This window comes from Algoriphagus confluentis, from assembly GCF_036245625.1.
GTDB classification, from domain to species: Bacteria; Bacteroidota; Bacteroidia; order Cytophagales; family Cyclobacteriaceae; genus Algoriphagus; species Algoriphagus confluentis.
The window spans coordinates 250,756-265,032 of the sequence record NZ_BTPD01000004.1; the positions used below are offsets into that span (position 1 = coordinate 250,756).

The window sequence follows — 14,277 nt, forward strand, 5'->3', positions numbered from 1 at the left end:
GAGGGTAGAAAGTAGGGATTTTATCGAAAAATCCCTACCTGAATTTTACATATGGCAGCTTATCGGGTAATCACCCCAAACTCTCCAAATGTGGCTGGATTCCCGTCCACTGTGCGTAGTGCTCTTAATCTTACATAGCGGGCTGGGACTGCGTCCAGTCGGATCATTTGTTCGATCGGGCTGTTTTGGATATTGGAAAATTCGCCTTGGGCGACTCGCTTCCAGCTTTTCCCATCTCCGCTGACTTCTAGGGCATATTCAGCGATATAGCCACTCGGGTATCGGGCCTGCATGGGTAAATAGGTAAAGCCTTTCAACTCAACTTCCTGTCCCAAATCGATTGTCAAATCATTGGTTTTTGAAGTCCAATAAGAATTAGCCTGCTCATCTACGGCGCGAATGGCAAGCGTATCAGATGAAATGACTTTCCAGCTGCCTTTGGCTAGGTCAAAATCCACTCGGGCAGGATCGGAGGTTTTTCCGGTTTTGGAATCTACCGTGATAGCCTGAACAGTAGCGGGCTGAAGAAGATCAAAGGCATCGGAATAGGCATTTTGCCCAACTTGTGGAGCAGCTCCATCCGTGGTGAAGAAGACATCCAACTCAGACTCTGCGGCTTGGATGGTTACTTTTCCTTGGGGAGTTCGGGTGATTTTAGGAGGAAAAAGCAAGGCAGGCGCGGAATAGACCCCAATTTCAGAAATCACTGGAATGCCTTTTCCATCCAGGAAGTTGATTCGGATTTTCTGGGCTTCGGTATCCGCAAATCTCAGAATCCGCTTGTACCCGACCGTGGTCCCTTCTGCGATTTTTTCCCAGCTGCCGTTTACTTCTTTTTCTAGGGAAAAGGCTTTCACACGTTGCCCAAGGTTGACAAATTCCTGAATCAGGAGACGGTTGAAGGAAACTTTTTTTCCAAAGTCCACTACCACGGAAGCCTGAAATTGTCCATCGGGAGTCGTCCAATAGGTATTGAAATTCCCATCGTTTAGCAAATCTGCCGTATATCCTTTGCCTCGATCTTCGCTTGCTTCGAAGGAAGCATCTTTGGCGAGGTTGACAGCAAAATCTTCTTTGACTTTGGCCGCCATTTTCAAAATGGCTTCTTCGTCTTTTTCATGGATTAAGCCTCGGGTATCTACGGGGAAATTGATCAACAGGGAGCTGTTTTGCCCGATGCTGTTGTAATAGATCTCCATCAATTCGGGTAAAGTCTTGACTTTATGATCCTCATAGGTATGGTAGTACCATCCCGGACGGATGCTCACATCAGATTCGGCGGGCACCCAATGGGTTCCATTTTCCTGACCCGACGCCCATCGGTCAAAATCCGGCATGCCTGCATAGACCGAATCCCGCATCAGATTGGACCAAGTAGTCTCGTAAGCAAAACCATGTTCATTCCCCACCCAGCGTACATCAGGCCCCGCATCGGAAAACATCATGGCATTGGGCTGAAGTGTTCTGACCAATTCATGGGTAATTGGCCAGTCGTAATAGCTGAATTTGTCGACCTTACGCTCCTCATTGGCTCCCCCATACCAACCTGTTCCGCCATTGGCTCCGTCAAACCAGACCTCGTAGATTTCTCCGTAATTGGTCAGCAACTCCCTCAGCTGATTGCGCATGTAGGTGATGTATTCTGGCTTGCCATAATCGGGATGATTTCGGTCCCAAGGAGAATAGTAAATGCCAACTTTCAATCCATATTCCCGACAGGCATCCACAAACTCTTGGATCAAATCCCCTTTTCCATCTCGCCAAGGGCTATTTTTCACCGAATGCTCGGTGTACTTTGACGGCCAAAGGACAAATCCATCGTGATGCTTGGCCGTGATGATCAAGCCTTTCATCCCCGCTTCCTTGGCGATTCTTGCCCATTGTCTGGCATCGAGAGCGGTAGGATTGAACTGCTCCGGCTTTTCATCCCCAAATCCCCATTCCCGGTCGGAGAAGGTATTCATATTGAAATGGACAAAGCCGTAAAACTGAAGCTCCTGCCAGGCAATCTGACGCTCGCTTGGTATGGGTAAAATGGGTTCCGGTGGAGCGGTCTTTTCTGCACAAAAACTCAATCCAAGGGCTAAAAGCGGCCAAACATACTTCTTCATAAAGAGGGAATTTGGCTCAAAACCTACCGATTTTGCCCGGGAATCGGAAACAAAAATTGACCGATGACTGAGTTTGGAAACCTTTGCGCAGAAAAACGGCTTTTGTCAATGTCTTTCCTAGTAATTTCCCCACATGAAAAAAGCAATCACCCTTCTCTTTTTCCTGATTTCTCTTGGTCTAAAAGCACAAATCCAACTTAAAATCTCCGATCAGATCACCGGTCTTCCTCTGGAAAATGTCCGCGTTAAAGCTGACAAAACCATACAGCGGACCAACGCTTCTGGAATGGTTGCTTTTGCAGGAGAAAATCTAAAAATCTCCTTTGCTCTCGAAGGTTATGAGACCTTGGAAAAAACCTTTTCCAGTGGTGAATTTGAAGTGCAGCTGATCCCAAACGTACTGAATCTTTCCTCCGTGACAGTGACTGCTTTTGAATCCGAGCGCCCTCTTTTGGAGCAATCAGCTGCGGTTGTGACCGTTTCTGAGCGGGACTTTAGCCGATTCAATGAGATTTCTCCTGTCAATGCCTTCAATCAAAAAGCGGGGGTTCGCATTGAGGAACGAGCACCCGCAAGCTATCGGGTTTCCATACGCGGGAGTTCCCTTCGGTCACCTTTTGGAGTTCGAAATGTAAAAGTGTATTGGAATGAGGTTCCTTTCACTTCACCCGATGGGACTACGGCTTTAAATCTGCTGGATTTGTCCAATATCCGCACTTCGGAAGTGGTAAAAGGCCCTTCTGGAAGCATTTATGGAGCAGGAAACGGTGGGGCGATTTCGCTGTACTCTCAGCCGAATGTGGCAGAAAACCGCATTTCTACCGACTTTTTGACTGGAGATTTTGGACTTTCGCGATTTCGACTTGGAATTTCCCAGCAAGTGGGAGAAGGTGGGATCGAGGCTTCTTTTGTCAGCCAAAAATCTGACGGCTATCGGGAGCATTCGGCAGTGGATAGACAAGTGTTTCAGTTGGGAGGATTCTTTCCAGTCTCAGAAAAGCAGGAAATCCGAACCCAATTGCTGATTTCAGATTTAGATTATCAAATCCCCGGTGCACTCAATGCAGACCAATTGGCAGAGGACCCGACCCAAGCCCGTCCGGGTTCGGTCAACCAAAACAGCTCCATTTCCCAACAATCGGTCTTGCTTTCTTTGGGACACTTGTATCGCTTTTCAGAGAAAACCAGCAATAACACCACGATCTACCTCAACACGAATAATTTCGAAAACCCATTCATTCTGGATTATAAAAAGGAATTAGGCTTTGGCTATGGACTCCGAACCAAATTTACCCATGAGGGCAGATTGGGAGGAAAAGCGCTTCGCCTGATTGCTGGTGCAGAATACCAAAACGGAATCACAGATGCACAGAACTTCGGCAACCGAAACGGGGTGGCTGATACAGTTCGCTTTGCGGACAAGCTTCGGGCTTATCAAGGATTCCTTTTCCAGCAGGCTGAGTTGAATCTCACCGAAAAGCTATTGTTCACCCTTGGCCTAAGTGAAAACTTCTCCGGCTACGAAATCGACCGACAAATCGATGCTACGGGCGGGCCGACAGGACTTCAAACCCGAACTTTCGACCCGATCGTGGTACCCAGAGTCGCACTGAATTATCGACTGAATCCATTTAGCTCGGTCTATGGCTCGATCAGCAGTGGCTTTTCCCCACCCACCATCGATGAAGTCCGAACCAACGAGGGAAGCTTAAATCTGGATCTGGAGGCAGAAAAAGGCGTGAATTACGAGATCGGTTATCGTCTGGGAAAAGAAAAATTCAACTTGGAGCTCATTGCGTATTACCTCAAGCTGGACGAAACAATCACCACCTTCACCAATGAAAATGGAGTGGTTCTTTTCCGAAATGCCGGTTCCACGGATCAAAAGGGCATCGAAGCTTCTTTGGACTATGCCATCCTGAGAAATGCCGATGGATTCATCAAAGACTTCCTGATCGGAACAGCCTACACGGGCCAATTTTTCACTTTTGCAGACTATAGCAAAGGAGCGAATGACTTCTCCGGAAATGACCTGACGGGAGTTCCTCCACACAATTTGGTCAGCAGAATCGACCTAAGAACCCGTCCTGGAATTTACCTGAATTTTACCCATCAGTTTACCGACGAAATTCCGCTTAACGATGCGAACACAGTCTATCAGGATGCTTTCCAACTTGTCAATCTTAGGATGGGTTGGGTGAAAAGTCTGGGGAATTTTGACTTGGAGGTATTTGCTGGGGTAGACAATTTGCTGGACGAGGCCTATTCCTTGGGCAATGACTTGAATGCTTTCGGTGGACGGTTTTATCAGCCGGCACCGACAAGGAATTGGTATGGGGGAGTGAAGGTAGGATGGAGATATTAAGAATATATACTTCGTGAGATAGATTTTTAAGATATGCTTCGCGAGATATCTATCTCGGCCTAGGCCATATCTTAAAAAATATCTTTTATAATATCTTTTCATAAACAAGAAATGCTCCGTGGGATAAATTGAGATATGCTTCCCGATATCGCTATCTTGGCTTTAGGCATATCTTTGAATTATCTGCGCAGCTATCTTTAAATAGTCAACTATGAAAAAAATCTCCATTCTACTTTTATTTCTTTTACTATCGAGAATTTCCTTTTCCCAAGAAGAGAAAACTGAATCCAAGTGGGTCCCGAGAGATCCTCAGAAGTTTGAATCCACCCACTCGGGCACTTTCAATGGTCAAAAAATCACCTACAAAGCCATCGTCGGGGAGACATTTTTGAAAAACTCCAAAGGAGAAGTCACCGGAGCACTTTGGTCTACTTCCTATATCCGCGAGGGTGTGGACACTTCCAAAAGACCGGTACTTTTCATATTCAATGGAGGTCCTGGATCTGCATCAATTTGGCTTCATGTAGGATTTTTCGGCCCCAAAGTGGTGAAAACCGACTCGGAAGCCAAAGTAGATGACGGTGCCGCTCCCTACCGATTTGTGGAAAATACACAGGCACTTTTGGACCTCACGGATTTGGTATTTATCGATCCGATCGGAACTGGATTTAGCCAAGTAGAAGCCGTAGGCAAGACCTCCGATTTCTGGGGATTGAATGAGGATGCGGCATCCGTTGCCCAGTTTATGCGAATTTGGGTCACTCAGCATGGCCGATGGCAAGCCCCGAAATTCATGGCTGGAGAAAGCTTTGGCACCACCCGTGCCGCAAAAGTGGCTGAGGTCCTCGAGGAAGGTGGACAGACCATGGCTTTGAATGGAATCATCTTGATTTCTCAGGCTTTGGACTATGCAGGCTCCTCAAGCTGGGCAGATAATCTGACCTCCTTTTTCACCTACCTCCCTTCTCAGGCGGTGACAGCTTGGTACCATGGCAAAGCCGGAAAGGGAAAAACGATTGAAGAATTTGCCCAAGAGGCGAGAGAATTTGCCTACGGCGATTATTTGACTTCTCTTTTCCTCGGAGAAAAACAAACGCAAGCACAGAAAGAAGCCATTGCAGAAAAATTGGCCTACTTCACCGGTTTAGACAAGGCATACATTCTCCGCTCGGATAATCAGATTCTGATGCATCGCTTCAAAAAGGAACTCCTTCGTGCTGAAGGAAAAGCCATCGGAACCTTGGACGGAAGGTATTTGGCCACCGAGACAGACAAAGTAGCCGAAGGCCCGGTTTTGGGAGACCCGGCCGGCTACATGACGGGCGCTGCTTACACCGCTGTTTTCAACGATTACTTGTTGCGGGATTTGAAGGTGACGGTAGACCGACCCTATTTTACTTCTGCAGAAGGAATGGGTGGCAGTTGGAACTGGAAGCCGGTGCCTGATGGGGCCTATTGGGAACCCAGCTATGTGAGTACCGCAAGAGCGCTAAGTGAAGCAATGCACAGAAATACTCAGATGAAAGTGATGGTTGCTAATGGGTATTATGACTTGATCACCCCGTTTTTTGATGCGGAATACACCTTTGCACGCCATAATTTTCCTCAGGAAAGGATCGAAATGACCTACTACGAGGCAGGTCACATGATGTACAACCGACAAGAGGATTTCGATGCCTTGGCAAAAGATGTAAGGAAGTTTTTGGAGGGGATGTTGAAGAATTAATTTTTCCAATTACTCCTAATTTCACCTCAAATAGAATCTCATTTACAGAAATGGTCGGAAGACAGATGACAGAAGACCGAAGAATCCTTAAGTCGGAACCCAAAATTTTTTAATAGCCGTTAGATTACTTGGAGGAATGAAAGTAAATATTTCGAATTTGTTATTACATTGTGATCACATTTTGAAAGGGTTATGGAAGCAAACATTATAAAAATCGGAAATTCAAAGGGAGTAAGGTTAAGCAAAACAATCCTTGAAAAATATGAAATCGGTGAGAAGGTTGAGGTGATACTCGAAAAGGATCAAATCGTCCTAAGACCAATAAAACAACCCAGACAAGGTTGGGCAGATGCATTCAAAAAGATGCACGAAAATGGAGATGATGAACTTTTGATTCCAGATGTTTTTGAAGACGAAGATTTTGAAGAATGGAAATAACTCAATATCAAATTGTCTTAGTTAATCTTGATCCAACTTTAGAACACGAAATCAAAAAAACTCGACCCTGTGTTGTGATTTCTCCTAATGAAATGAACCAGTATTTGAAGACGATTGTCATTGCTCCAATGACCACCCCCGAAAGATCTTACCCGAGTAGAGTTCCTGTATTGTACAATGGAAAAAAAGGAATGATCGCCTTAGATCAAATTAGATCTGTAGACAAATTAAGAGTTCAAAAATTATTAGGTCGATTGTCAACTTCTGAAATTGAGTCACTCAAAAGCTTGATCAAGGAAACTTTTGTAGACTAAAAAAACTTCTCAAAAAAAAATCAATCAACCAAACCATGCAAAAACCCGAATTCAATACTGAAGAGGTTACCAAAATCATCCGTGGCCGTCGGTCCATGTTTGTCGCCCAATTCAAAGAAAATGATCCTGTAGCCGACTCCATCATCGAGGAAATGCTCGAAAACGCCAATTGGGCACCAACACATAAACTCACCCAACCTTGGAGATTTATTGTTTACACCGGAGAAGGGCTAAAGAAGTTTGGTGACTATCAGGCCGAGATGTACAAAATGCGTACGGAGAAAAACGGCACTCCATTTATCGAAGCCACCTACCAAAAGTTTAAAGAAAACCCAACCAAAGCTTCTCATGTGATCGCCATCCTGATGAAGCGGACCGAAGGTTCTGGCATTCCGGTAATGGAGGAAATTGCCGCCACGGCTATGGCAGTACAAAATATGTATCTCACTGCCTGTGCCCATGGGTTGGCTTGCTACTGGGGAACCGGAGGACCCACTTTTTGGCCCGAAGCGAGAGAAGACTTTGGACTGGAAGGCGAAGATATGCTGATGGGCTTTTTCTATGTTGCCAAGCCCGCCACTGACAACTGGCCCGCCGGAAAACGCGAGCCGATTGCGGAAAAAGTGAATTGGGTGAGGGAGTAGATCAGTTATTGGTTATTGACCAAATACTAAAAAAGGAAGGCAAGGGCTTTCCTTTTTGTGTTTCGTTGTTTTTAGTATATTCCTACTTTTGGGGTCAATTTATTTTTGGGCTTTTCACCTTCAGGCAATGTTGTTGGTACGGAAAACTCAATATGAGTAAAACTTTCATTTTTTGAACTAGTCCCTGCTTCTCCACCAACTTTAAAAAATCCACCTGCTACTCCAATTCCCCCTTTCCCTTCTGAATTTTCTTGTATTGTTAAAGCCACATTAAATTGCACCATTTGGACACTTCTTCATGACCAACCTCCAGGTTGGGTAGATGCACCTCCAAAAACTCCTAAAACGGGTGGTATAACGATTGCTCCTTTGGGTTTTAATTGATCTTGTGCCGAAACTACTCCTTCATTAATTTCAATTAATGTCTTGGAAACAAAATCTTTGAGATCCATTTATAGAGTTTTATCGAGTGAGTCTTAATTAATTTTTCAATTTTCAGCTTTCTCACTTCAGCTTTCAGAATTCACTTCCTCCCCCACCCAAAAAATGCCATTCCCTTTGATCTCAGAAATCCCCTCTGGAACCTCCACCTGCGTCAAATAGGCCAAGGGCAATAAAAGTTTTCCCTCTTCATTAGAAAGCTCCAAAGGCATCCCTTCTGTTCCCAAAATCCGGATCGTAGAGGCCACAAACCATTTTTTGAACTCCCCATTTTTTACCGGATAATACTTCCACCCACCGTCCAGAATCGTCAAATCCAAAAACTCGGTTTCCGGACCCAGATCTTCCCAATTCTGATGCGAAAAACCCACTAAATGCGCTCCTTTGTGTTGGGTAGCTTGCAAATAGTGAAGTCCTTCCTTTAGGAAATTGGCCTTTTCAGCCGTGAGAAACTTCACCGGATACTGCTCTTCCAAGAGATAAAGATTAGCTCTCTGGAAAGCTTCCTCTGCCAATATCACATCCACTTTGATCCCCCAGCTGAGCACCTGATCCAGGCATTCCTGCCAGACCAAGACGGTGGGCACCCACTCCAACAGTGGGGAGACGATATCAAAACTTAGACCTTCTGTGTTCAAAACAAACACAGCCGGCTCCTGCTGCTCTTTGACAAAATGATGGCTCGACATCAGTTCCAGAGTTTTTGGTAGAAGTTAAACACGTTTTCAAAAGCTAGTTTGCGAAGCTGTACTTCTGACAGGCTAGAACTCAAATGCTCCAGAATATCCGGGTATTTGCCTGAGTTTTCTGCCAAAGGAAAATAAAAAGGATGTCGCCTGGGATCGGGAAAATCCTTGGTGTAAAAGAAATCCGCTCCAAAGCAAATGGCATTTTCGCCCATTTTTGCTCCGTATTCTAGGTGTTCAAACAATCGCTCCGGTACTACTCGGTCTAAAAATTCCCTGAGGAAATTCACTCCGATAATTCCTCCCCGATGAATGATCTCTTGGGCAAATTCATCATTCAAATTCCGTTTATGATCCCAAATTGCCCGGAAATTGGAATGAGACGCAATCACCGGAATGGGAAGGTGATGTCGGTCGATGTGTTTTAAAATCCCCTCAGCCAAAAGGTCAGAGGTATGGGAAAGATCGATAGGAATCTTTTTCCCGGCCATGTAGTCCAATAGTCGCTTTCCATCCTCTTTCAGGCCGATGCCCTCCGTATAGTTTCCACCGCCAAAGCGATTCTCGGTATGGTGGGTCAGGCTGATGTAGGCCAACTGCCCGACTTTATTCACTATAGAGTCAAACTGCCGGTAAATCTCCTGCCAAGAGGCCAATTCATTTCCAAAACCTGCGGCGTTTTCCACCGAGGCGATGATTCCGATTGACTTTTCATTGGCCTGATTTTGTAAAAATCCCATGTCAAAATGGCTTACTGTTTTCGGTTCTTTGCGAAGCAAGTCTGCAAAAATATCCGCTTGCCTGCCAGCCAAGTCCATGCTTCCCGGATTGACATCGGTGTAGATCGCCATAACTTGCATTTTGACTCCTCCTTCTTTTAACCAAGGAAAAGCACAGGCAATTTGCCTTTGGTCAAAAGGATCTGCTCCGGGCACTTTAGCCAGAAAAGACAAAAGATCGCAGTGCATATCAGCGATGGGAAAAGGCATGGGAAGGATTAATTTACGATTTGCGAATGTCGATTTACGAGAAGTTGCTGCTCCTCAAACAGGAATCCAAAGTTAAACTTTTTCCAATGGAAGCGCTTTTCCAAAACTATCTCGCCGCTGCATTTGTATTCAATACCTATCTTTGAGTTTATCCTAATCCAAATCCATCAAAAAATGGCTGTAGCAAAACCCTTTAATTTCAAAAAGTGGATCGACGAAAACCGGCATTTGCTCAAGCCTCCGGTAGGCAATCAGCAAGTGTACAAAGGCAACGATGACTTTATTGTCATGGTGGTTGGGGGGCCCAACTCCAGAAAAGACTACCACTACGACGAAGGAGAGGAGTTTTTCTACCAGTTGGAGGGAGATATCGTGCTCAAAATCATTGAAGACGGGAAGCCTAAAGACATTGAGATCAAAGAAGGAGAAATCTTCCTTTTGCCTCCTAAAGTGCCTCATTCTCCCCGCAGACCGGCCAATACGATAGGTTTGGTGATGGAGCGATACCGAAGACCCGGGGAGAAAGACGGATTTATCTGGCACTGCGAAAACTGCGGCAATCTCCTCCACGAAGAATACGTCGAGCTGACCGACATCGTCACCCAACTGCCTCCGATTATGGAACGCTTTTGGTCCAACCAAGATCTGAGGACCTGTAAAAGCTGCGGGACTGTGATGGAAAAATAAAAGTTGAAAAGTTGAAAAGTGGTAAAGTAGGAAGGTGGTAAAGTTTGCCTTTTTGGAATCCTCCACTTCGCCACTTTACAACCTTCCCACCTTGCAACTTAATCAACCGACTATGACTGACACTCCATACCAATACACCGAAACCTTTGCCCGTGAACAAGACGCCAAGGACCCGTTGGCGCCTTTTAGGTCTCGATTCCACTTTCCGAAAGTAAACGGAAAAGAGGCCATCTATTTCTGTGGCAACTCTCTTGGCCTTCAACCCAAATCGGTTCAGGATTATTTGGGAAAAGAATTGAGCAACTGGGCAGATTTGGCCGTGGATGGGCATTTTCACGGGGAGGACGCTTGGTATCACGTTCGAAAAAAGTCAAAACCGGCTTTAGCTGAAATCCTCGGCGCCCAGGAGCATGAGGTCGTGGCGATGAACAACCTATCGGTGAATCTTCATCTCCTCATGGTTTCTTTTTATCGTCCGACAAAAGAGCGGTTCAAAATCATCGTCGAAGCTGGAGCCTTCCCTTCTGACCAATACATGCTGGAAACCCAGATCAAATTTCATGGATTGGATCCTGCTGACACGTTGGTAGAAATCAACCCTAGACCGGGAGAGCATACACTGAGGACAGCTGATATTTTAGAAGAAATCCGAAAGCTGGGAAACTCTCTAGCCATGGTCAATATGGCCGGAATTCAATACTACACCGGACAGCTTTTTGACATGAAGGCCATCACCCAAGCGGCTCATGAAGTAGGAGCGGTAGCGGGGTTTGACTTGGCCCATGCGGCTGGAAATGCGGTCTTGAAGCTGCACGAATGGGAAGTGGACTTTGCGACCTGGTGTAGCTACAAGTATCTCAACTCCGGCCCGGGTAATGTCTCCGGAATTTTTGTCCATGAAAAATATGCCGAACGGCCTGACTTGCCCCGATTTGCCGGCTGGTGGGGACACAATGAGGGTGAACGCTTCAAAATGGAAAAAGGCTTCGTCCCCATGTATGGGGCAGATGGCTGGCAGCTCGCGAATTCAAATGTCTTGGCTATGGCAGCTCATCAGGCTTCCTTGGATATTTTCCAGGAAGCAGGCATAGAAAATCTCCGTAAAAAGAGTGAAAAGCTCACGGGCTATCTGGAATTCCTGATCGAGCAAATCAGCGGAAAATCAGGAGTTTTGGAAATAATTACTCCCAAAAATCCTGCAGAAAGAGGTTGCCAGCTATCTTTGCTGATTCATCGGGGTGGAAAAGCCGTCTTCGATGAGTTTTACAAACACGGTGTGGTAGGAGACTGGAGAAACCCAAATGTAATCCGACTGGCACCTACCCCTCTGTATAACAGCTTCTTGGATGTGTACCGCTTCGCAAAGATTTTGGAACAATCCTTGGAGAAATTCGCTTAATAGAAGCGGTTCAATACCAAATTCATGAAAAACAACAATGTGACCATTCTGGGCGCCGGACTGATCGGTAGCCTTTTGGCGATATACCTGAAGCGTCAAGGCCTGGATGTGTCTGTATACGATAAAAGGCCGGATACCCGCAAGACCAAGTACTTTGAAGGCGGACGGAGTATCAATATGGCGCTGAGCTACCGAGGCTGGAAAAGTCTTGAAAAAGTAGGACTTAAAGACCAGGTTCTTCCTTTGGCCATCCCCATGTATGGACGGAAAATCCATGACGAACACGGAGGCACGACCTTTATCCCCTACGGAAAAGCAGATCAGGCCATTTATTCCATTTCCAGAGGAAAATTCAATCAACTTTTAGTCGAAGAAGCTGAGCGCCTCGGAGCCAATCTGCACTTTGAGCATCTCTGCCAGCATGTCGATTTCCGAAGCGGTCAGATTACTTTCGAATCTCCGGAGGGAGAAAAGAAACTGGAGCCGCAGGTAATTTTTGGTGCTGATGGAGCCTATTCCGCCCTGAGGATGTCTATGATTCGTCAGATTCGATTCAATTACAAGCAGGAGTATATTTCCCATGGCTACAAGGAATTGACCATACCGGCGACTGCTGATGGAGAATTTGCCATGGATCCCAATGCCTTGCATATCTGGCCACGAGGCAAATTCATGCTGATTGCCCTACCCAATCCGGACAAGTCTTTTACCTGCACACTTTTCCTTCCTTTTGAGGGGACTAAGGTCTGTTTCGACAAAATTCAGGACGATCGGGATTTGGAAAGCATCTTCCGAAACTATTTTGACGATGCCTACCACCTGATGCCGGATCTGAAGCAGGAGTTTTTCCGCAATCCAACCTCGGCTTTGATCAATATTGAATGCTATCCTTGGGTACAGGGCAATTCCCTGCTTATCGGAGATGCTTCCCATGCGATGGTGCCATTCTATGGACAAGGTATGAATTGTGGATTTGAAGACTGTTTTATTCTCAATGAACTGATCGAAAAGTACGGAGACAGTGCCTGGAACCTGGTTTTTGAAAAATTCCAGAAAAAGCGCAAGCCGGATACCGATGCCATTTGCCAGCTGGCAATGGAGAACTTTATCGAAATGCGGGATAGCGTGGCCGATCCTAAGTTTTTGCTTCGCAAAAAAATAGAAGCCAAGCTTCACGAACTGTATCCGAAAGAGTGGATCCCTCTTTACACTATGGTGACTTTCTCCGACATGAGTTATTCAGAAGCGTATGCACAGGGGAAGCTGCAGGAAGCTATCATGGACAAGGTGATGGCAGACCCGCTGATCACCGAAAACTGGAATAAACTCGACTACGAAGACATCATCAATCAGATGGAAACAGCAAAGGCGGTGTAATCACCGCCTTTTTCTTTATAGATCAAACAAAGTCCCGCTGGCACCATTCGGCTTGATTTTCAAATGTTTATAAGCCAATTCCGTAGCCATCCTTCCCCGGGAGGTTCGCTTCATATATCCTTCCTGAATCAGAAACGGCTCATACACTTCCTCAATGGTCTCGGCTTCCTCTCCGCATGCTGTAGCGATGGTACTCAAGCCTACAGGACCTCCTTTAAACTTTTCGATGATGGTCAAAAGGATCCGGTTGTCCATTTCGTCAAGCCCGTTTTCATCCACGTCCAAGGCATTCAAGGCAAACTTGGCAATATCCAGAGTGATCGTCCCATTGCCTTTGACTTCTGCAAAGTCACGCGTACGTCGTAGCAACATATTGGCGATTCTTGGAGTACCTCTACTTCTGCGGGCAATTTCAAAGGCCGCCACCTCATCAATAGGTGTTTGCAGAATACTGGCCGAACGAGTCACAATATCCGTAAGCAGCTTGGCATCGTAGTACTCAAGCCTGGAATTGATCCCAAATCTTGCCCGAAGAGGCGAAGTAAGTAATCCGGAGCGGGTAGTAGCACCGATCAATGTAAATGGACTGAGGGAAATCTGCACAGACCGGGCATTGGGCCCGCTATCCAGCATGATGTCGATCCGGAAATCCTCCATGGCCGAATAGAGGTATTCCTCCACCACGGGATTGAGCCGGTGAATCTCATCGATAAAAAGTACATCACCCTCTTCCAGATTGGTCAGCAAACCCGCCAAGTCGGAAGGCTTGTCCAATACCGGTCCCGAGGTAATCTTGATTCCTGCCTGCAACTCATTGGCAATGATGTTACTCAAGGTAGTTTTGCCCAAGCCGGGAGGGCCATGCAAAAGCACATGATCCAAAGGCTCATTCCGCTTTTTGGCAGCATGGACAAAGACCCGGAGATTCTCCACTATTTTGGCCTGCCCGGTAAAATCCTCGAAGCTCAGCGGCCGCAAAGCACGCTCAAACTCCCGGTCCTTGGGACTCAAATTCTCTTCGTCTCCTCTCAGGTAATCTTCTCTCATGGTGTGGTGGATCCTCAGCAAATATAGACAAAAGGACCCGCTCAAATGGCCAA

14 protein-coding genes are annotated in these 14,277 nt (G+C 46.1%); 8 read left to right on the forward strand and 6 right to left on the reverse strand.

Translation table 11 applies throughout. The features are described from left to right. Positions 1-59: 59 nt before the first annotated feature. Complete coding sequence (locus AAA943_RS07600) at positions 60-2,111, reverse strand: alpha-L-fucosidase (RefSeq protein WP_338223630.1); 2,052 nt, start codon at positions 2,109-2,111, stop codon at positions 60-62. Positions 2,112-2,244: 133 nt separating this feature from the next. Between AAA943_RS07600 and AAA943_RS07605 the strand changes: the two genes are divergently transcribed. The 5 genes from AAA943_RS07605 to AAA943_RS07625 all read left to right on the forward strand — a co-directional run bounded on the left by AAA943_RS07605 (position 2,245) and on the right by AAA943_RS07625 (position 7,598). Beyond that, positions 2,245-4,476 carry a TonB-dependent receptor family protein gene (locus AAA943_RS07605; RefSeq protein ID WP_338223631.1) on the forward strand — a complete coding sequence of 744 codons (2,232 nt, stop codon included), beginning with the start codon at positions 2,245-2,247 and terminating at the stop codon, positions 4,474-4,476. Positions 4,477-4,687: 211 nt separating this feature from the next. Next, positions 4,688-6,202, forward strand: coding sequence for a S10 family peptidase (locus tag AAA943_RS07610; RefSeq protein WP_338223632.1), 1,515 nt, complete (start codon positions 4,688-4,690; stop codon positions 6,200-6,202). A 192-nt stretch (positions 6,203-6,394) separates the two neighbouring features. Next, positions 6,395-6,640 (forward strand): AbrB/MazE/SpoVT family DNA-binding domain-containing protein, encoded by a 246-nt coding sequence (locus AAA943_RS07615; protein WP_338223633.1) that lies wholly within the window; start codon positions 6,395-6,397, stop codon positions 6,638-6,640. Beyond that, positions 6,631-6,954, forward strand: coding sequence for a type II toxin-antitoxin system PemK/MazF family toxin (locus tag AAA943_RS07620; protein WP_338223634.1), 324 nt, complete (start codon positions 6,631-6,633; stop codon positions 6,952-6,954). The genes AAA943_RS07615 and AAA943_RS07620 overlap by 10 nt, the downstream gene beginning before the upstream one ends. Before the next feature lie 35 nt (positions 6,955-6,989). After that, the gene (locus AAA943_RS07625; RefSeq protein WP_338223635.1) at positions 6,990-7,598 is read left to right on the forward strand and encodes a nitroreductase family protein; all 609 of its coding nucleotides are present in this window, start codon (positions 6,990-6,992) and stop codon (positions 7,596-7,598) included. A gap of 71 nt (positions 7,599-7,669) precedes the next feature. On the opposite strand, the gene AAA943_RS07630 is transcribed toward AAA943_RS07625, so the two are convergent. The 4 genes from AAA943_RS07630 to AAA943_RS07645 are packed head-to-tail and all read right to left on the reverse strand — an operon-like array spanning position 7,670 to position 9,714. After that, the gene (locus tag AAA943_RS07630) at positions 7,670-7,882 is read right to left on the reverse strand and encodes a hypothetical protein (RefSeq protein WP_338223636.1); all 213 of its coding nucleotides are present in this window, start codon (positions 7,880-7,882) and stop codon (positions 7,670-7,672) included. 12 nt (positions 7,883-7,894) lie between these two features. Next, complete coding sequence (locus AAA943_RS07635; protein WP_338223637.1) at positions 7,895-8,050, reverse strand: hypothetical protein; 156 nt, start codon at positions 8,048-8,050, stop codon at positions 7,895-7,897. A 57-nt stretch (positions 8,051-8,107) separates the two neighbouring features. Beyond that, positions 8,108-8,728 carry a thiamine pyrophosphokinase gene (locus tag AAA943_RS07640; protein ID WP_338223638.1) on the reverse strand — a complete coding sequence of 207 codons (621 nt, stop codon included), beginning with the start codon at positions 8,726-8,728 and terminating at the stop codon, positions 8,108-8,110. Continuing rightward, positions 8,728-9,714 (reverse strand): dipeptidase, encoded by a 987-nt coding sequence (locus tag AAA943_RS07645; RefSeq protein WP_338223639.1) that lies wholly within the window; start codon positions 9,712-9,714, stop codon positions 8,728-8,730. Before AAA943_RS07645 ends, AAA943_RS07640 begins: the two co-directional genes overlap by 1 nt. 174 nt (positions 9,715-9,888) lie before the next feature. On the opposite strand from AAA943_RS07645, the gene AAA943_RS07650 reads away from it, so the two are divergent. The 3 genes from AAA943_RS07650 to AAA943_RS07660 all read left to right on the forward strand — a co-directional run bounded on the left by AAA943_RS07650 (position 9,889) and on the right by AAA943_RS07660 (position 13,177). Beyond that, positions 9,889-10,401: a 3-hydroxyanthranilate 3,4-dioxygenase gene (locus tag AAA943_RS07650; RefSeq protein ID WP_338223640.1), complete on the forward strand. Its 513-nt coding sequence runs from the start codon at positions 9,889-9,891 to the stop codon at positions 10,399-10,401. 112 nt (positions 10,402-10,513) lie between these two features. Beyond that, positions 10,514-11,800, forward strand: coding sequence for a kynureninase (gene kynU / locus AAA943_RS07655; protein ID WP_338223641.1), 1,287 nt, complete (start codon positions 10,514-10,516; stop codon positions 11,798-11,800). Positions 11,801-11,824: 24 nt separating this feature from the next. Next, the gene (locus tag AAA943_RS07660; RefSeq protein WP_338223642.1) at positions 11,825-13,177 is read left to right on the forward strand and encodes an FAD-dependent oxidoreductase; all 1,353 of its coding nucleotides are present in this window, start codon (positions 11,825-11,827) and stop codon (positions 13,175-13,177) included. A 15-nt stretch (positions 13,178-13,192) separates the two neighbouring features. Here the strand turns inward: AAA943_RS07660 and ruvB are convergent, their stop codons facing one another. Continuing rightward, entirely contained in the window at positions 13,193-14,224 is a 1,032-nt protein-coding gene (gene ruvB / locus AAA943_RS07665; protein ID WP_338223643.1) for a Holliday junction branch migration DNA helicase RuvB, read from the reverse strand. Positions 14,225-14,277 lie beyond the last annotated feature (53 nt).

What these genes read in the sequence shown, in the direction of transcription:
- AAA943_RS07610 (WP_338223632.1), top strand. Translation starts at nt 4,688, where the DNA reads ATGAAAAAAATCTCCATTCTACTTTTATTTCTTTTACTATCGAGAATT.
- ruvB (WP_338223643.1), bottom strand. Translation starts at nt 14,224, where the DNA reads ATGAGAGAAGATTACCTGAGAGGAGACGAAGAGAATTTGAGTCCCAAG.
- kynU (WP_338223641.1), top strand. Translation starts at nt 10,514, where the DNA reads ATGACTGACACTCCATACCAATACACCGAAACCTTTGCCCGTGAACAA.
- AAA943_RS07620 (WP_338223634.1), top strand. Translation starts at nt 6,631, where the DNA reads ATGGAAATAACTCAATATCAAATTGTCTTAGTTAATCTTGATCCAACT.
- AAA943_RS07605 (WP_338223631.1), top strand. Translation starts at nt 2,245, where the DNA reads ATGAAAAAAGCAATCACCCTTCTCTTTTTCCTGATTTCTCTTGGTCTA.
- AAA943_RS07630 (WP_338223636.1), bottom strand. Translation starts at nt 7,882, where the DNA reads ATGGTGCAATTTAATGTGGCTTTAACAATACAAGAAAATTCAGAAGGG.
- AAA943_RS07600 (WP_338223630.1), bottom strand. Translation starts at nt 2,111, where the DNA reads ATGAAGAAGTATGTTTGGCCGCTTTTAGCCCTTGGATTGAGTTTTTGT.
- AAA943_RS07640 (WP_338223638.1), bottom strand. Translation starts at nt 8,728, where the DNA reads ATGTCGAGCCATCATTTTGTCAAAGAGCAGCAGGAGCCGGCTGTGTTT.
- AAA943_RS07650 (WP_338223640.1), top strand. Translation starts at nt 9,889, where the DNA reads ATGGCTGTAGCAAAACCCTTTAATTTCAAAAAGTGGATCGACGAAAAC.
- AAA943_RS07660 (WP_338223642.1), top strand. Translation starts at nt 11,825, where the DNA reads ATGAAAAACAACAATGTGACCATTCTGGGCGCCGGACTGATCGGTAGC.
- AAA943_RS07625 (WP_338223635.1), top strand. Translation starts at nt 6,990, where the DNA reads ATGCAAAAACCCGAATTCAATACTGAAGAGGTTACCAAAATCATCCGT.
- AAA943_RS07615 (WP_338223633.1), top strand. Translation starts at nt 6,395, where the DNA reads ATGGAAGCAAACATTATAAAAATCGGAAATTCAAAGGGAGTAAGGTTA.
- AAA943_RS07635 (WP_338223637.1), bottom strand. Translation starts at nt 8,050, where the DNA reads ATGGATCTCAAAGATTTTGTTTCCAAGACATTAATTGAAATTAATGAA.
- AAA943_RS07645 (WP_338223639.1), bottom strand. Translation starts at nt 9,714, where the DNA reads ATGCCTTTTCCCATCGCTGATATGCACTGCGATCTTTTGTCTTTTCTG.